This window comes from Paraburkholderia tropica (assembly GCF_014171495.1).
Taxonomy (GTDB): Bacteria; Pseudomonadota; Gammaproteobacteria; order Burkholderiales; family Burkholderiaceae; genus Paraburkholderia; species Paraburkholderia tropica.
In genome coordinates, this window is record NZ_CP049137.1 from 1,086,380 (window position 1) to 1,102,703 (window position 16,324).

At 65.7% G+C, this 16,324-nt stretch carries 16 protein-coding genes; 4 read left to right on the top strand and 12 right to left on the bottom strand.

Annotated elements, in window-relative coordinates:
* The first annotated feature begins 20 nt into the window (after window positions 1-20).
* Complete coding sequence (locus G5S35_RS35240; protein WP_183040155.1) at window positions 21-1,199, top strand: GNAT family N-acetyltransferase; 1,179 nt, start codon at window positions 21-23, stop codon at window positions 1,197-1,199.
* A gap of 31 nt (window positions 1,200-1,230) precedes the next feature.
* Here the strand turns inward: G5S35_RS35240 and G5S35_RS35245 are convergent, their stop codons facing one another.
* The gene (locus tag G5S35_RS35245; protein ID WP_065064139.1) at window positions 1,231-1,599 is read right to left on the bottom strand and encodes a cupin domain-containing protein; all 369 of its coding nucleotides are present in this window, start codon (window positions 1,597-1,599) and stop codon (window positions 1,231-1,233) included.
* Between the two features lie 338 nt (window positions 1,600-1,937).
* Between G5S35_RS35245 and G5S35_RS35250 the strand changes: the two genes are divergently transcribed.
* Window positions 1,938-2,282: a DUF4148 domain-containing protein gene (locus G5S35_RS35250; RefSeq protein WP_065064141.1), complete on the top strand. Its 345-nt coding sequence runs from the start codon at window positions 1,938-1,940 to the stop codon at window positions 2,280-2,282.
* On the opposite strand, the gene G5S35_RS35255 is transcribed toward G5S35_RS35250, so the two are convergent.
* The 3 genes from G5S35_RS35255 to G5S35_RS35265 form a co-directional block, all read right to left on the bottom strand.
* Window positions 2,267-2,722 (bottom strand): Rieske 2Fe-2S domain-containing protein, encoded by a 456-nt coding sequence (locus G5S35_RS35255; protein WP_065064143.1) that lies wholly within the window; start codon window positions 2,720-2,722, stop codon window positions 2,267-2,269. The genes G5S35_RS35250 and G5S35_RS35255 overlap by 16 nt on opposite strands.
* A 167-nt stretch (window positions 2,723-2,889) precedes the next feature.
* Window positions 2,890-4,854: an acid phosphatase gene (locus G5S35_RS35260; RefSeq protein WP_183040156.1), complete on the bottom strand. Its 1,965-nt coding sequence runs from the start codon at window positions 4,852-4,854 to the stop codon at window positions 2,890-2,892.
* A gap of 209 nt (window positions 4,855-5,063) precedes the next feature.
* Window positions 5,064-6,053, bottom strand: a complete 990-nt coding sequence (locus tag G5S35_RS35265; protein WP_080180271.1) for a LysR family transcriptional regulator — start codon at window positions 6,051-6,053, stop codon at window positions 5,064-5,066.
* A gap of 238 nt (window positions 6,054-6,291) precedes the next feature.
* On the opposite strand from G5S35_RS35265, the gene G5S35_RS35270 reads away from it, so the two are divergent.
* Both G5S35_RS35270 and G5S35_RS35275 read left to right on the top strand, forming a co-directional pair.
* Window positions 6,292-7,596 (top strand): MFS transporter, encoded by a 1,305-nt coding sequence (locus tag G5S35_RS35270; RefSeq protein ID WP_183040157.1) that lies wholly within the window; start codon window positions 6,292-6,294, stop codon window positions 7,594-7,596.
* Between the two features lie 77 nt (window positions 7,597-7,673).
* A complete protein-coding gene (locus G5S35_RS35275) occupies window positions 7,674-8,885 on the top strand; it encodes a M20 aminoacylase family protein (protein ID WP_183040158.1) in 1,212 nt (403 codons plus the stop codon).
* A 16-nt stretch (window positions 8,886-8,901) separates the two neighbouring features.
* Here G5S35_RS35275 and G5S35_RS35280 read toward each other — a convergent pair whose 3' ends face one another.
* The 8 genes from G5S35_RS35280 to G5S35_RS35315 form a co-directional block, all read right to left on the bottom strand.
* The gene (locus G5S35_RS35280) at window positions 8,902-9,174 is read right to left on the bottom strand and encodes a hypothetical protein (RefSeq protein ID WP_176081669.1); all 273 of its coding nucleotides are present in this window, start codon (window positions 9,172-9,174) and stop codon (window positions 8,902-8,904) included.
* Window positions 9,175-9,725: 551 nt separating this feature from the next.
* A complete protein-coding gene (locus G5S35_RS35285) occupies window positions 9,726-10,883 on the bottom strand; it encodes an osmoprotectant ABC transporter ATP-binding protein OsmV (protein ID WP_065064153.1) in 1,158 nt (385 codons plus the stop codon).
* On the bottom strand, window positions 10,880-11,533 hold the full coding sequence (locus G5S35_RS35290) for an ABC transporter permease (RefSeq protein ID WP_065064155.1): 654 nt from the start codon (window positions 11,531-11,533) through the stop codon (window positions 10,880-10,882). Before G5S35_RS35290 ends, G5S35_RS35285 begins: the two co-directional genes overlap by 4 nt.
* 10 nt (window positions 11,534-11,543) lie before the next feature.
* Window positions 11,544-12,455, bottom strand: a complete 912-nt coding sequence (locus G5S35_RS35295; RefSeq protein ID WP_065064157.1) for a glycine betaine ABC transporter substrate-binding protein — start codon at window positions 12,453-12,455, stop codon at window positions 11,544-11,546.
* Window positions 12,452-13,168 carry an ABC transporter permease gene (locus G5S35_RS35300; protein ID WP_065064159.1) on the bottom strand — a complete coding sequence of 239 codons (717 nt, stop codon included), beginning with the start codon at window positions 13,166-13,168 and terminating at the stop codon, window positions 12,452-12,454. Before G5S35_RS35300 ends, G5S35_RS35295 begins: the two co-directional genes overlap by 4 nt.
* A 193-nt stretch (window positions 13,169-13,361) precedes the next feature.
* Window positions 13,362-13,793 (bottom strand): hypothetical protein, encoded by a 432-nt coding sequence (locus tag G5S35_RS35305; protein ID WP_183040159.1) that lies wholly within the window; start codon window positions 13,791-13,793, stop codon window positions 13,362-13,364.
* Window positions 13,794-13,855: 62 nt separating this feature from the next.
* Window positions 13,856-15,184, bottom strand: coding sequence for an NAD(P)/FAD-dependent oxidoreductase (locus tag G5S35_RS35310; RefSeq protein ID WP_065064256.1), 1,329 nt, complete (start codon window positions 15,182-15,184; stop codon window positions 13,856-13,858).
* A 194-nt stretch (window positions 15,185-15,378) separates the two neighbouring features.
* Window positions 15,379-16,122 carry a GntR family transcriptional regulator gene (locus G5S35_RS35315; protein ID WP_065064161.1) on the bottom strand — a complete coding sequence of 248 codons (744 nt, stop codon included), beginning with the start codon at window positions 16,120-16,122 and terminating at the stop codon, window positions 15,379-15,381.
* Window positions 16,123-16,324: the final 202 nt, after the last annotated feature.

The window sequence follows — 16,324 nt, forward strand, 5'->3', positions numbered from 1 at the left end:
ACCGCTCAACGAGGAGTTCCGTGACGACCACCACGATCCCGCTGCCCGCCGCCTCATCCGCGGCGGCGCCATTTCGCTTCGAAGTGCTGACCTGCGCGACGATCGAGGCGTTTCGCGCCTTGCAGCCGCAATGGCGTGCGTTGCTGGGGAAAAGCGAGGCGGCGTCGCCGTTCGTCGATTTCGCCTACGCGGAACTGGCCGCCGAGCGCGCGCTGGCGAGCGGCGCGATCGTCGAGGTCGCGGCCGTCTACGAGGAGCTCGACGTGTGCGTGCTGTGGCCGGTCGCGATCGAGCGCCGCGGCGTGCTGCGTTGCGCGCAACCGCTCGGCAGCGGTTGCGGCGAGGAATACGGCGGCCCGCTGATTGCCGATACGCGGCGCGCCGAACTCTACGAAGCGGCCGTGCGCGCGGTGCGGCGTCTGCATGCCGATCTGCTGACCGTGCCGATGCTCGAGGAAGGCAGCGCGTTGCAGCGCGCGCTCGCCGCCGCGCCGCAATCGTGGGTGCGCCGCCGCTTGCCCGCGCGCTGGCGCGTGATGCCGGGTTATGCGATCGGTCTGCGCGCCTGTGCGAACTGGGACGACTATCTCGCGACGCGCCATGGCTCGTTGCGCACGGCGCTGCGCGCTAGCCTCAAGCGGCTGCGCAAGCTCGGTCACGTGAGTTTCGACTGGTGTGCGAACGCCGACGAAGCGCGCACCGTGCTCACGTGGCTGTTCGCGAACAAGCGCCGCTGGGCGCTCGCGCGCGGCATCGATTCGCCGTATCTGATGGATGACGGCGTGCGCGACTTCTTCATCGAGCTTGCGCAGCGCATGGATCTGTCGCGCACGCCGCTGGTCGCCTGCGTGAAGGTGGAAGGGCGGCCGGTGGCGGCGTCGGTGAATCTCGTTGGCGCGCAGTCGGTCGAGTATTTCATCACGACCTACGACGAGGCGTTCGGCACCTATTCGGTCGGCAATCTGCTGGTCGAATTCATCGCGCAATGGGCGCATGCGCACGAGCGCGATTTCGATTTTCGGCCGCTCTACGGCGACTACAAGGTGCGCTGGGCCGATCGGCACACGCTGCACGAATCGCGGCTCGTGGTGCTCGGCGCGCGCGGGCGGCTGATCGAATTGCCCTTGCTGGCGCGCTTCGCGAAGCGCGTGGGACGCAAGCTGCTGTCGATCGCACGCGCCCGCAGAAAGCGCGACTGAGTGTGAAGCGGCGCATGCGTTCCGATGCGTCTCAGCACGCCAGCGGAATGAACACGTTGAACTGGCCTTCGTCGGGATGACGCGAGCGATGGCCCTTGCCCGTCGTGTCCTCGCAGAGGACGACCGTGCCGGGGTCGCAGCGACGCGTGTCGCCGTCGCTGGTTTCGAATTCCACCCAGCCCGTCATCCAGATCACGAACTGGCGCACGGGCGTCGTGTGCCAGTCGGCTTCCTTGAGCCCGGCGGGCACCCAGCCGAAGCGCACGGCTTTCGCGGGCTCCCACGTCGAGAGAAAGATCGGCGGGATGCCGGGAAAGAGTTCGAGCGGCGTGAGCGCAATGTCGATGTCCTCGAAATGGGACTCGCCCTCAGCGTCGGCATAGATGCGTAGGCATTTCATGGGGCGCGTCCTCCGGGCGGCCCCGGCGGCCGCATCGAGAACGATCATGCGCCACGCGTTCCGTTCGCGCAATTTGGGCGCTTGCCGCGCTGCAGCGTGCCGGCGTGCTTAAGACGTGCTTCCGACGCGATTTTCGTGCGGGTGTGTATCGCTATGTGTCTACGCTGCGGGCGGACACACGGCCTTGCAAAAGTACCGCACTGCGCAAACACGCCAGATACGTGCGGGGATTCAAATACCTCCATGCCAGTCAGCAACGCCGCAAACGGCGCAACGAAGCGGACTGGACACCGCGCCCGACGCGCGGTTCACATCAACCGAACCCGGAGGTGCATACCATGAAGCTGATCCAATCCCTGCTCGTCGCCGCTGTTGTCGCTGTTCCCGTCGCCCTGCCGGCCGCTGCGTTCGCGCAGTCGAATGCGCCGCTCACGCGGGCGCAGGTGCGCGCGGAACTGGTGCAACTGGAAAAGTCGGGCTACAACCCGGCCGCCGATTACACGCAGTATCCGCAGAATATTCAGGCTGCGCTGGCGCGTGAGAGCGCAAAGAACGGGGCGGATGCGTCGGCTTATGGCGGTGCGGCGAATAGCTCGGCTGGCAGCGTGGACAAGGGCGCATCGGTGTCGCCGTCGGCCGGGCAGGACGTGGTCGGTCTCGGCCCGATCTACGCGCACTCGTGATGGCTGGCGGCGGACGCGCGGGCGTCTTTGACAACGGCCGCGCGGGCGAGCGGCACGCGCACCCAGACGTAGCCGTTGCGTTCGTGCGCGTCGTGCACGGTGGCGTGGATCTTTGCGTCGCAGCGCGCCGACTGCGTGCTGTTGATCAGCCGGATCTGCTGACCGTTCACGTCGAAGCGCCAGCCGTGCGAGGCGCAGGCGATCAGGCCGCCCGCCACCACGCCGTCCGACAAGGTCTCGCCGCGATGCGGGCAGCGGTCGTCCCAGACGTGGATGCCGCCTTCGCCGTCGCGCCAGACCACGAGTTGCTTGCCGTCGAGCGTGGCGGCGCGCGCGCGATTTTCCGCCACGTCGCTGCTGGCGCATAACGGCGTCCAGCGCGGCGCGTCCTCTTGCGAGGTCGGATTCGGCAGATCTGGCGGATTCAGCGGCTCATTCATCGGCGCAATTCGGAAAACACAAAGCCGGCACGCGGCCGGCAGGTAAGCAGAGGGTTCCTGCGATCTTAATGGATCGCGCGGCAGTGTGCCGGACACCATGCAAAAAGCCCCGGCGAGCCGGGGCTTTTCTTCATCGCGCGTGAATCGATGTGTCAATCAGCGCCACATCACGACGACAGCTTCACCGACACCCCCGTCGACGTATAAACCGGCGTGGCCTTGAAGCCGTCGACGGTCACGCTCGTGAAGGACTTCGTCGCGCCGGCGCCGTCGATCAGGTCGAGCGTGTCGCCGGCCTTCGGCGTGTAGCCGTTGACGAACTTCACGTGCAGCGCGCCGCCTGCGATCGTGAGCTGGCCGCCCACGCGCAGACGTCCGCCGCCGTTGCCGTCGATATCGAGTTCGAGCGTGGTGTTGGCAAGCTGCGTGTACTTGCCCGTCACCGCCACCGGCGCGCTGGCGCTCACGGCCACGCCGCCGGCGCCGACGTAGACGTCGCCGCTGCCGAACGCGTTCGCCGATCCGGCCGCGAGCACGCCGCCGCTGATCTGCGTGCCGCCGCTATAGCTGTTGTTGCCCGCGAGCGTGAGCGTGCCGCTGCCTTGCAACGTGAGCTTGCCCGTGCCGCCGATGTCGTTGCGCCACGTGTCGGCGGCGTTGAAGCCGCCCTGGGTGGCGTCCATCGACACGATCACGTTGCCGTTGAACTGGCCGTAGCCGTCGCCGGCCGCGAACATGTTCAGGCGGCCCCAGCCTTCGGCGTCGTCCATCACCGGATAGCCCGAGGCGAGTTCCGTCGTCTTGAGCACGACGCGGCGCTGGTCGGCGCTCAGATACGGGAAGCGCGTTTCCAGCAGCACTTCGGCGCCCTTGGGCACGACGGGCGGCGCGTCGGTCGATTCGATCGGCGAGAAGCCGAAGGTCATGCGGCGCGCGAACTCCGTTTTGTTGGTCGCGTAGTCGGCGAAGCGGTCGGTCGTCGTGGTGCCCGAATGCGCGTAGGCGGCGAAGCTCGTCGCGTCGGTGCTCGTGGCCTGCATCAGCGCGCTGTGCGCCTGCGTGTATGCCGCGCTCTTGAGCGTCGCGTTGGCCGGATCGTAGAGATTCGCGGCCGTGGCGGCGAGCGCGAACATGCGGCCGCCGATCACGTCGAGCGGCGAATGCATGCCCGCGAGAATGCGGTTTTCGCCGAGTTCGAGGCCGCGGCTCGCCATTTCCTGGAAGCGCTCGGGCACGACGTAGGCCATCGTCATCGCGTCGCGCATGGCTTCGGCTTCGTGACCGCTGATGAAGCCGCCGTCCGTCGAAGGCGTCGTGCTGATCGCGGGGACGAGCGTCGGATCGACCACCACGGCGGTGCTCCAGCGGAACGGCCGCGCGTACTTGTAGAAGCGCTTGGCCGGTTCCGTCGACGCGTTGTTGCCCATCGTGTTGAGCAGATCGACGACCTTGCCGAAAGTGGCGTTGGTCGTGCTGCCCACGCCGATGTTGTTGCCCGAGTCGTTGTAGAGGACCGTGGTGGCGTCGCCCGGAATCGACGTGATGCTCGTGGTCTGCTGCGCCGCCGTGCGCCACGCGCTCGTGAGCGGGCCCATGCCGTCGGTCACGCTGTAGCCCTTGCCGCGACGGTCGTCGTAGTAGGCCGCGTCGGCCTGCGCCTGGGTGCGCTGCGTGGTGGCGTTGACGACGTACTGCACGTTCGCCGTGTGCACGGTGTTGTTGAGCACCGCGCCGCCGGGCGTACCGTCGTTGGGCAGGCCGGTCCACGTCGATTGCACGACGGCCGGGAACGAGCCGTTCGCGGCGGCGCTCACGCCCGCGTCGACGAGCAGCGTGAGCGGCTGCCAGATGTCGAGAAAGCGCGCGCCCACGCGCACGCCCGCATTCGTCGCGAGCGTGGCGTAGCGCGCGTCGCCTCGCTGGTTGGTCGCGATGTTGTCGACGAACGCGGGCACGTCGGGAATCGGCGCGTTATCGACGAAACCGGGATCGGCGGGCGCGGCGGGAATCGCGCTCGTGGTCGTGGCTGCGTCGTGGCTGCCGCCGCACGCGGCCAGCGCGGCGAAGCTCGACAGCACCGCGAGGCGCAGGGGAAGAAGGCGGCGCGAGGCGCGGCGGCATGAAGCGGACATCTGATAACTCCGTCGTCGTGGTTAACGGCGGCGGATTATGGTCATGCCCCATTACTCTGGAATTACGGAAATATTTCGTAAGTGTTAATCCGTTCACTATTTGAAAGCCGCGGAAGGGTGCGTCGTGAAGGAAAGCCGCGCATGAAAAGGCTTTGCTCGGGTTTTATCGTGCGCGAAATGGCAATCGAATCAGGGTTCTAATTACGTGATTATTTTTGCGTGGCCGCGGTTTTGCGTGCGCGCGGCGCGGCGCCCGCGCTGGCGCTGCCCGCGGCGGCAAGACGCGGCGACACCATTTTCTTACCGCGATGGCGGATTTCCTTACTGAATTCGAGGCAGGTTTGTGTCATCAGATCGGTGGAGCGATAGACCATATAGACGTGGTAATCCGGTAATTCGTCGCGAATCGGCAAGGGCTTGAGCGCCTCGGGATTCAGGACGAGCGGACCATTGCGGCCGTAAAACACGAAATCGGACCAGACGCTGATGAGGTCGGTGCAGGTCGCGAGTTGCAATCCGAGCAGATTCGAACTGCTTTGCACGACGTTGCGCGGCATCTCCAGCCGGTGCAGCCGCATCAGGCTCGCGAGCGGGCTGCCGGGATCGTCGAGCGGATCGAGCGTGAGCCATTCGGCGTCCACCAGCGAGCGGATGCGCGTGCTGCGTCCGAGCGGATGGCCGGGCCGTGCGGCGACCAGCATGCCCACGGAAAAAAGCGGTTCCCACTGGAAGGCGCTCGTCCCCGCGCCGCTGTTGGTGGAGATCAGCGCGATGTCGAGATGGCCCTCGCGCAGGCCTTCGAGAATCTGCTGCGGGCGCATTTCATAGGCGTGAATCGCCACGCCCGGATAGCGCGCGCGAAACGCGGCGATGGCCTCGGGCAACGGGCCGCTCGACGCCACGGCGGAAAAGCCGATATTCAATTGCGCCTCGGCATGGCCGCGCATCGATTCGATGTCTTCGAGCGCGTGCCGCAATTCATGCTCGACCACGCTCGCGCGTTTGACGAGCGCGCGGCCGTATTGCGTGAGACTCACGCCGCGCACGGAGCGCGAGATCAGCGTCACGCCGAGTTCGCGTTCGAGTTCGGCCATGGCCTTCGAGAGCGCGGGCTGCGAGACGTGCAGGCTGCGCGAGGCCTCGTGCATGCTGCCGTGCTGCGCGAGCGCGAGCAGGACGCGCAACTGATGCAGTTTCATCGGATGGATTCCTTCGGCGCGCGGCGCGAAAGCGATGTCACGACGCTCGGTAGTTATCCCGATGGCCCGTGCACATCGGTTATGAAAGCGATTCTATCTGGTTATCACGATGAAAATTTCTCACTTCTTTCAAAAAGGCGCTTGGCCTGAATATCGAATCGCCTGATGCGCGGACTGCGATGCGCACAGCGTGAACCGTCCCGAACGCGCCGTTCGACCCAGCCCGCGGAGATTCGCCATGAATGACGTAACGCTCAGCAGCGCCGACGACGCGCCCGTCCGCCAGTCGCACACACAAACGCGCGCCAGCCAGGTCCGCCTGATCGCCGCATGCTCGATCGGCAACGCGCTCGAAATGTACGACTTCACGGTCTACAGCTTCTTCGCGCTGCTGATCGGCCACCTGTTTTTCCCCTCCGATAGCCCCTACGGTTCGCTGCTGCTGGCGGTCGCGACGTTCGGCATCGGCTTCGTGATGCGCCCGCTCGGCGGCCTCGTGATCGGCAGCTATGCCGACCGGCGCGGCCGCAAGGCGGCCATGACGCTCACCATCGCGCTGATGGTCGGCGGCACGCTCTGCATCGCGTTCGCGCCCACGTATGCGCAAGCGGGCGTCTGGGGTTCGCTGGTGCTGCTCGCGGGCCGCCTGTTGCAGGGCTTTTCGCTCGGCGGCGAGATCGGCGCGTCCACCTCGATGCTGATGGAAGCGGGCGCGGTCAACCGGCGCGGCTTTCGCGTGAGCTGGCAACTGGGCAGCCAGGGCATCTCGGCGCTGCTGGGCGCGCTCACGGGCGCCGCGCTGTACGCGACGCTCACGCCGACGTCGCTCGAAAGCTGGGGCTGGCGTCTGCCGTTTCTCGGCGGCCTCGCGATCGCGCCCGTGGGCCTCTATATCCGCTCGAAACTCGACGAAACGCACCACGCCGAACCCGATGCGGCCAGCCCGCTCGGCACGCTCATGCGCGAGCACGGCGCGAAGGTCGGGCTCGGCATTCTCGCCGTGACGGCGGGCACGGTGGGCATGTACCTCGTCGTGTTCTTCATGCCGACGTACATGATCCGCGTGCTCAAGATGCCGCCGTCGCTCTCGCTGCTTTCGGGCTGCGCGACCGGCGTCACGATGCTGATCGCCTCGCTCGTGTCGGGCCGTCTCGCCGACCGGCTCACGCGCCGCAAACCGCTCGTGATGGCCTCGGTTCTCTTCAACATCGTCACGGTGATACCCGCGTTCTGGCTGATGACGCGCTTTCCCAGCGTGCCGCTCGTGCTGCTGCTCTCGGTCGTCATGACGGCCTGCGCCAACCTCGGCTCGACGCCGATGCTGCTCGTGCTCATGGAGATGCTGCCCGCCTCGGTGCGCGCGAGCGGACTGTCGGTGATCTACAGCGTGGGCGTGACGGTGTTCGGCGGCAGCTCGCAGTTCATCGTCACCTGGCTGATCGCGAAGACCGGCAATCCGCTTTCGCCCGCGCTTTACATGGTGGCGTGCGGATGCGTGACGCTGTTTGCCGTGTGGCGGATCCGCGAGCGCCGCGTCGCTTGATGGCGGATCCAACACGCTGCATCGAATACGAATATCCACGCCGACAAGGCCCAGGAACCTGAGAGGAGTCCATCGACATGAAGCGCGAATCCACCCTCACGCCATTTCAGCTGTTGCCGACGCTGCTGCCCGAGATCGAAATCGACGCGGAGACCTTCATCGGGATTCGACGGCAGATTCATTCGCAGCCCGAACTGGGTTTCGAAGTCGGCGCGACCGCGAAACTCGTGGCGATGCTGCTGGAACAATGGGGCTACGACGTGCATACGGGCATTGGCCGCAGCGGCGTGGTCGGGCAACTGAAGCTCGGCGCGGGCACGAAGCGGCTCGGCATTCGCGCGGACATGGACGCGTTGCCGATCGTCGAAAACACGGGGCTGCCGTATGCGAGCCAGCACGCGGGCAAGATGCACGCGTGCGGTCACGACGGCCACACGGCGATTCTGCTCGCGGCGGCGAAAACGCTGGCGCAGCGGCGCGATTTCGACGGCACGCCGAACCTGATTTTCCAGCCCGACGAAGAAAACCTCTGCGGCGCGAAGGCGATGATCGATGACGGCCTGTTCGAGCGCTTTCCCTGCGATGCCGTCTACGCGCTGCACAACATGCCGGGCATCGCGGCGGGCACGTTTCGCGTGCTGGCGGGCCCGGTGAGCCTGTCTTCCGATGTCGCCGACGTCACGCTCAAGGGCGTGGGCGGACATGGCGCGATGCCGCATCGCGTGAAAGATCCGGTCGTGGCCGCCGCCGCGCTGATCACGGCCTTGCAGACGGTGGTCGCGCGCAACGTCGCGCCCGACGACACGGCCGTGGTCTCGGTCGGTTTCATTCGCGGCGGCGCGACGCATAACGTGATTCCCGAAACGGTCACGCTCGGCGTGAACATTCGCGCCGCGCGCCCGGACACGCGCGCGCTGGTGGAGCAGCGCGTGCGCGAGATCGTCGCGTTGACGGCGCAGGCGCATGGCGTGGAAGCGCAGATCGACTATCGCCAGCTCACGCCGCCGATGGTCAATGCGCCCGAGGAAACGTTGCTGGCGCAACAGGTTTGCACGGAACTCGTCGGCGCGGACAACGTGGTGGTGCAGGCCCCGAAAGGCCTCAACGGCAGTGAGGATTTCGCGTGGATGCTCAACGCGGTGCCGGGCTGCTATCTGCTGCTCGGCAACGGCGAGGGCGAGTTCGGTGGCTGCATGGTGCACAACCCCGGCTACGATTTCAACGACCAGGTGCTGCCGCTCGGCGCGGCCGCGTGGGTGCGCCTCGTGCAGCGCTATCTCGTGGCTTGAGGCGTTGCTTGCGCGTTCAGGACGCGTCGATCATTTTGTCGACGATGCCGCGGCCCACGCTGTAGCCGCCCATCAGCGCATCGGCTTCGGACTCGAAGGCGCGGCCCGTGGTGCGGTCGATGCGCAGGCGCGCGTACGGTTGTGTGTCGGGGTGCTCCGGCGAAGCGTCGGCGGAAATCAGCAGCACGGCGATATGGTCGAGCGCCGTGGCGCCGCCGTCCGGCGCGCGGCAGACGGTTTCGACGCTGACGTCGATCACGTGGCCGCGATGGTGATAAAGGCGTTTCATGCGTGAGGCTCGGGCGCGGCAAGGCGCGGTGGACGAGCGCCGATTATGCGGGCCGCGTGCTTAGCACACGCTTAAGACAATGAACGTTGCCGGCAAGCTCGCGTCCAACTTTGGTTAGACGAATGAGCAGACTGCCTATTGCCGATCGCGTTCGAGGCTGGCGTGGCGGGCATGCGCGTTGCTTGCGCGCAGGGTCCCTGGCCGACGCGGTGCGCTCGCGCGCTGCTCGACCTTCGCCACAGGAGAGCCCATGAAGAAATTGATGACGATATTGACCGCGCTGTTCCTGACCGCCGCGCTCGGCGGTTGCTGGTGGGGGCCGCCTCCTGGCGGCGGTCCCGGCGGACCGGGTGGCGGCTATGGTGGCGGCCCCGGTGGTCCCGGCGGCGGCCCTGGCGGTGGTGGCGGCCCTGGCGGCGGTGGTGGTCCCGGTGGCGGCCCGCGTTAAACCGATGGGTTCGTAGTGCCGCGAAAAGAAAGGGCTCGTTCGTATCTCACGAACGAGCCCTTTTTCATGATGCCGCGCTGAAGAAAGCGCTGGCGCTAAAGCCTCACGCCGTTGCGACCGCCTTCGCGGGCGCCTGACCCGTTTGCTGGCGCGAGCGGCCCGAACTCAGATATTCGGCGATCGAGTCCTGCGTGATCTCGCCGACGTAGCCGCCATCGGCGTCGAGCACCGGCATCCACGAAGCGCTGAACTGATACATCTTCGAGAGCACCACGCGCAGATTGTCTTCGGCCGACACCGATGCGGCGAACGGCGTCACGCGCTCGCCGCATACACCGTCTGCGCCACGGGCCGCGCGGCGCGTGACATAGCCGAGCGCATGACGCGCGTCGTCGAGCACGGTGAGGTAGCGCGTATCCGCTTCGTCCATCACCGAGAACGCGTGCGTGAGCGGCGTTTCCACGCGTGCCGTTTCGGGCTGCGTGGCGGCGTCGCCGGCCTTCACGAGCAAGAGGCGCTTGAGCGTGCTGTCCTGGCCGACGAACTGTGCGACGAATTCGTCGCGCGGGCGGGCGAGCAGCGTATCGGGATGATCGTATTGCACGAGCTGGCCGCGACGGAACACGGCAATGCGGTCGCCGAGCTTGATCGCTTCGTCGATGTCGTGGCTCACCATGATGACGGTCTTCTTCAGTTGCCGCTGCATCTGGAAGAACTCGTTCTGGATGGTCTCGCGATTGATCGGATCGACCGCACCGAACGGCTCGTCCATCAGCAGTACGGGCGGATCGGCGGCCAGCGCGCGAATCACGCCGATACGCTGTTGCTGACCACCCGACAATTCGCGCGGATAACGCTTCAAATACAGCTTCGGATCGAGCGCGACCATCGACATGAGTTCGGTCGCGCGTTCGGCGCAACGCTTCTTGTCCCAGCCGAGCAGACGCGGCACGACCGTGATGTTTTCCTCGATCGTCATGTTCGGGAACAGGCCGATCTGCTGGATCACATAGCCGATATGGCGGCGCAGATCGACTTCGTTGAGGCCGGTCGTGTCCTCGCCGTTGATCAGCACGCGCCCGGAGGTCGGCTCGATCAGGCGGTTGATCATCTTGAGCGTGGTGGTCTTGCCGCAGCCCGACGGCCCCAGAAACACGCAGATTTCGCCTTCAGGCACCGAGAGGCTCACGGAGTCCACGGCCTTCACGGGCTGGCCGCTTTTCTGTGCAAAAGTCTTGGTCAGTTTGTCGAGTTCGATCATGTCTTCTGTACTCCTTTCGGTGTGAGCGCGCGTTGCAGGGCCTGCAACAGCAGGTCGGCGACGATCGCCACGATACTGACCAGCACGGCGCCGACCAGCAGCTTCATCATGCTGCTCTGGCCAATGGCGCGCAGAATCAGCGTGCCGAGTCCGCCCGCGCCGATCACGGCGGCGATCGTCATCACGCCAATGTTCATCACGACGGCGGTGCGCACGCCCGCGAGAATCACGGGCACCGCGAGCGGCAGGTCGACGAGGCGCAGACGTTGCCACGAGGTCATGCCGATGCCGGTGCCGGCTTCCTTGATGCCGGGATCCACGTTGCGCAGCGCGAGATAGGTGTTGCGCATGATCGGCAGCAGCGAATAGAGGAACACCGCCGTGATCGCGGGCACCGCGCCGATCCCCTGACCGAAGCGCGAAAAGAACGGGATCATCAGGCCGAACAGCGCAATGGACGGCAGCGTGAGCACGATCGTGGCGATGCCGAGCAGCGGACCGGCGAGCCATTCGTGACGGCTCACGAGCACGCCGAGCGGCACGCCCGCGATGATCGCGCAGCCCACGGCAATGCCGACGAGCCAGATGTGCTGGAGCGTGAGCTGGAGCAGCTCGGGCCAGCTCGAGGCGAGATAGTCGAATACGTTCATGCGTGCTCCTTCAAGGCAACGTGTGGGCGCGCAGGAACGCATCGGCCACATCGCGCGGCGACTTGCCGTCGAGGTCCACGGCCTTGTTCATGTCCTGCATCACGTCGTTGTTGAGCGCCGCCGAGAGCGCGTTGAGCTGCGCCGCGAGCTTCGGATTGTGCTCGAGCGTCTCTTTGCGCACGACCGGCACGGCGTTGTACGGCGGGAAGAAATGCTTGTCGTCTTCGAGCGGCACGATGCCGAAGCCCTTCACGCGGCCATCGGTCGTGTAGACGAGGCCGATCTTCAACTGGTTGTTATGCAGCGCCGTGTAGACGAGGCCCGGGTCCATCTGCTTCATCTGCGAACGCTTGAAGTGCATGCCGTAGGTTTCGAGCAGCGGCTTCAGGCCGTCGGGACGATTCGCGAACTCGGCGTCCATGCCGAACACCATACGCTTCGCCTTGGGATTCGACTTCAGATAATCCGCGAGCTGCGAGACCGTCTTGATGCCGGTCTGCTGCGCGAATTCGCTGGGCAGGCCGATCGCGTAGGTGTCGTTGAGCGTGGAGGCATTGAGCCAGATGAGCCCGCGCGGTTCGTCGAGCGCCTTCACGCGCTGGTACATGGCTTCGGGGCCGAGCTTGTCGGTGAGCTTGTCGTAGACCAGCGCCGCCGTGCCCGTGTAATCCCACACCATGTCGAACTGGCCGTTCTCCAGCGCGCTGCGCATGAGCGTGCTGCCGAGGCCCGAGCGCACTTCGACGTCGTAGCCGCGCGAGCGCAGATATTGCGCCGTGACTTCGGCCAGCACGTATTGCTCGGTGAAGTTCTTCGCGCCGAGCACGATTTTGGCGGCGAACGCCGAGGTGCTGGCCGCGAAACACAGCGTACCGATCACGCAGGCGCTCGCGAGGCGTCGTATCGTACTGCGAAACATCATGCGAGACCTCCGTGACGGAGCATCCATTGACGACTGCCGGTCGCGACAATGCCGTCGAGCACGAGCGCCAGAATCGCCGTGATGGCCGCGCCCAGCAGCAGCAAGGGCTGATTGTCGAGATAGATGCCGGGGAAGATCAGCGAGCCGAGGCTGTCCGCGCCGATCAGATAGGCGAGCGGTGCCGTGCCCACGTTGATGGCGAGCGCCGTGCGCACGCCGCCCACCATGATGGGCACCGCGTTCGGCAGTTCGACGCGCACGAGCGATTGCCAGCCCGTCATGCCGATGCCTTTCGCGGCTTCGCGCAGCGAAGCGGGCACGTTCTTCACGCCTTCATAGGTGTTGCGCGTGATGGGCAGCAGCGAGGCCAGAAACAGCGCGACGATGGCGGGGATGTCGCCGATACCGAAGATGCCCAGCGCGATCGCCAGCACGGCGAGCGAGGGAATCGTGTTGCCGATGTTGAAGATCTGCATGAAGCGTTCGGCCTGGCGCTGAAAGCGCGGGCGGCTGAGCATCACGCCGGCAGGCACGCCCACGAGGATGGCAAGCGCCATCGAATAGCCCACGAGCAGCATGTGCTGACCCGTGTAATACGCGAGATCGCCCGCATGGCTGCGGAACGTGTCGGCGCCGATACCGCGGGCTAGCGCCCACGCTATGACGGCTATCGCTATCAGGCTGCCCACGAGTTGGACAGTGCGTCGAGTCATGAAGATACGCCTCCTTGTAGACGAAACGGCGCGCGCAGGCACGCCGCGGGAGCGCCAGGCAATGGCGCCGCGAAGGAAGTTCGTGATCCCGGCATGGCCGCGATTGAACTGACGGAAACAGTCTGTACCGGCGCGCGATCAATGGGCGGCCGGCCGTCGAATGAACGCTATGGCGTTCGTCTGGTTGTCATGTTCAGTCCGGCTGCGCGTTGTGCGTGCCAGACATGGGCGCCGTTCGAACCTGCAACGGCAAGAGTGCGGTAGCAATTTGCGTGCCGCTGGAACCGGAGGTTCCCTTGATGGTGCGAGCCGGCTGCGAGCGTGAAACTTGCACGACGTTGCAGCGAGAATCGCAAGAGATGTTGCGTTTTGTAATTAAGACGAATCGAGTATAGAGGAATAAATTAAATGCGTCCACCATAGTGGCCGCACATAACGTGAAAGGCTCGATTGCAAAACGGCTATGAAAGTGACACAACGTGTCACATCGGTAAATTAATATGGATGCCGAAATAAAATGGTCGGGATGATTTTCCGAATTACGTTTTGATCCTGTTTTCAGGCGTGTTTCGTTGAAAGGCGCTTGCGTGCGCAAGGTGGCGCGAAGTGGCGCAATTTGTCGCATGCAAAAAAACGGCGCCGCATATCGCGACGCCGTCGATCGAACACCGTGAAGCGCGGGTAACTTCAGATCTCTCCGCCCGGCACGATCGGCATGCCCGGCGCGAAGCGATCGAGCGAGAACGGTGCGAGGTCGATGCCCGCATTGCGGCCTGTTGCGACGTCGGCGGCAGCGCGTCCCGCTGCGGGACCAATGCCGAATCCGTGACCCGAGAAGCCCGTCGCGACCGTGAGTCCCGGCACGCTCGCCGCGGGGCCGATATACGGAATGATGTCGGGCGTCACGTCCATATAACAGGCCCATTCCTGCACGATGCGTGCGTCGTTGAACGCGGGATAGAGGCGACGCATGCTGTCCATCGCGGCTTGCACGCCGCGTTGCGAAGGCTGCGGGTCCATCGTGCGCGTGCGTTCGAACGGGCTCGTCTGTTCGGCGTTCCAGCCCGGACGATCGCGAAACTCGCGCCATGCCGCCGAATCGAAACGCGGCCGGATCGTGCGCCAGTTCTGCTTGAGCAGCGGGGTGTATTCGCGCAGATATTTGAAGCCTTCGGGACTCACGGGCGTGTAGCGATGTCCGCTATAGCCGATGGTGTAGCCGCCGTCCGCGCGCTTGCGATAACCGATGTCGCCGAGCCAGCCGCACGTCGGCGGGCCGTTCTCGACGGGCGAGGTGCGCAGCACGGTGCCGAGCACTTTCAGTTGCGGCAGACGCACGCCTTCGTTCGCGCAGAACAGGCTCGACCACGCGCCGCCCGCGAGAATCACGGCGTCGCAGGCGATGCGGCCGCGGCTCGTGACCACGCCGGAGACGCGGCCCGCCGAGCGTTCGAGCGCCCGCACCGAGCAGTGCGCGATGAGCGTCGCGCCGCGCGCCTGCGCAGCGCGGGCCATTGCGGGCACGGCGCGCTGCGGTTCCGCGCGGCCGTCGGTCGGCACGAAAAGGCCGGCGCGATACGCGCGCGACGCACCGGGCATCAGCTTCGCGAGTTCCGCGCCGCGCACCATGCGTGCGCCCGTGTCGTAGCCCGATGCGTCGTCGAACCATTGCTGGAAGCCCGCTTCGTCTTCCTCGTTCGCGCCGATATAGAGCACGCCGCATTCGTGGTAGCCCACGTCGGCGCCGACGGCCTCGGCCATGCCGCGCCAGTGGCGCATGCTTTCGGTGATGAGCGGCATCTCGCGCATGTCGCGGCCCGCCTGGCGGCACCAGCCCCAGTTGCGGCTCGACTGTTCGCCGGCGATATGGCCTTTCTCGCAGAGCACCACGCTCAAGCCCTGCGAAACGAGGTGCCACGCCGCCGATACGCCGATCACGCCGCCGCCCACGATCACCACGTCGGCGCGTGCGGGCAGCACTTCCGCCGAGGGCACGGCGTCTACATACGGTCCCATCTGGTCTTCCTTGTCGACGATGGCGCGCGCGGCGCCGCCGTCCTTGTCTGTCGTTGTTTCCGGGGCCAGCAGTATAAAGGCAGACGGCGGATGCACGCGCCGGTGCCTGCGTGCGCATGCGCACGAGCGCAATCTGTGCATGCGCACAGATCACGGCTTGCCAAAGAGAAAGCGTTCGAACGCCGATAGCGCCGTTATCGCGGCGCGCGCATGCCCGCCACGGAGAGCGTGTGCTCGGCGAGCACGGCGTCGCGCTTGGCCAGCAGGTGCGAGCGCAGGATCGCGGAGAGCGCCGCGCCGTTGCGCGCTTCGAGCGCGGCGATCATCGCTTCGTGATCGCGAATCGCGCTGTCCCACTTCGCAGTCTGGAAATTCGAGCGGAAGCGCAGCGCCTGCAAGCGGCGGTTGAGCGTCACATAGGTCTGGCGCAGCGCCACGTTGCGCGCCGCCGCGTTGATGAGATCGTGAATCGCGTGATTGCGCGCGTAATAGCCGGACAGGTCGTTCTGCGCGCGGCAGACGAGCATGGCCGCGTGCAGCGCCTTGATCTGTGCCAGCTCGCCTTCGCTGATGCGCGCACACGCGAGTTCGCCCGCGAACGATTCGAGCCCGCTCATCAGCTCGAACATGTCGCGGATCTCGGCTTCGCTCAGTTGCGCGACGGTCGCGCCGCGATTCGGCGAGATCTCGATCAGCCCTTCGGCGGCGAGCACCTTGAGCGCCTCGCGCAACGGCGTGCGCGAAATGCCGAGCACCTCGCAGAGCTTGCGTTCGTTGAGCTTCACGCCCGGCGCGAGCTGCCCCTCGACGATGAACTCGCGCAGATGATCGACCACCGTGTCGTGCAGGCGCTGGCGCGCGAGCTTGGGCAGCGCCAGTTCGTGCGCCTCAGGCTGCGCGGACGCGAGTTGCGCGTCCGGAATGTCTGCATTTTGCATACGAAACCCCGATCGTCCGACGTGCCCCCATTCTAGCGTGATCGCCCGAGAACCCACGCTGCACTGCATCGGCGGGTTTCCCCTGGGGCATTTCATGCCAATTGAGCCTTGCATCTGCGGCTGGGTGGACTAGAGTATTTTGCATGCAAAATGCCATTTCGGCGTAAGAGCAGCTGCCGGGTGGCTTCGAACGCAGTGCGTG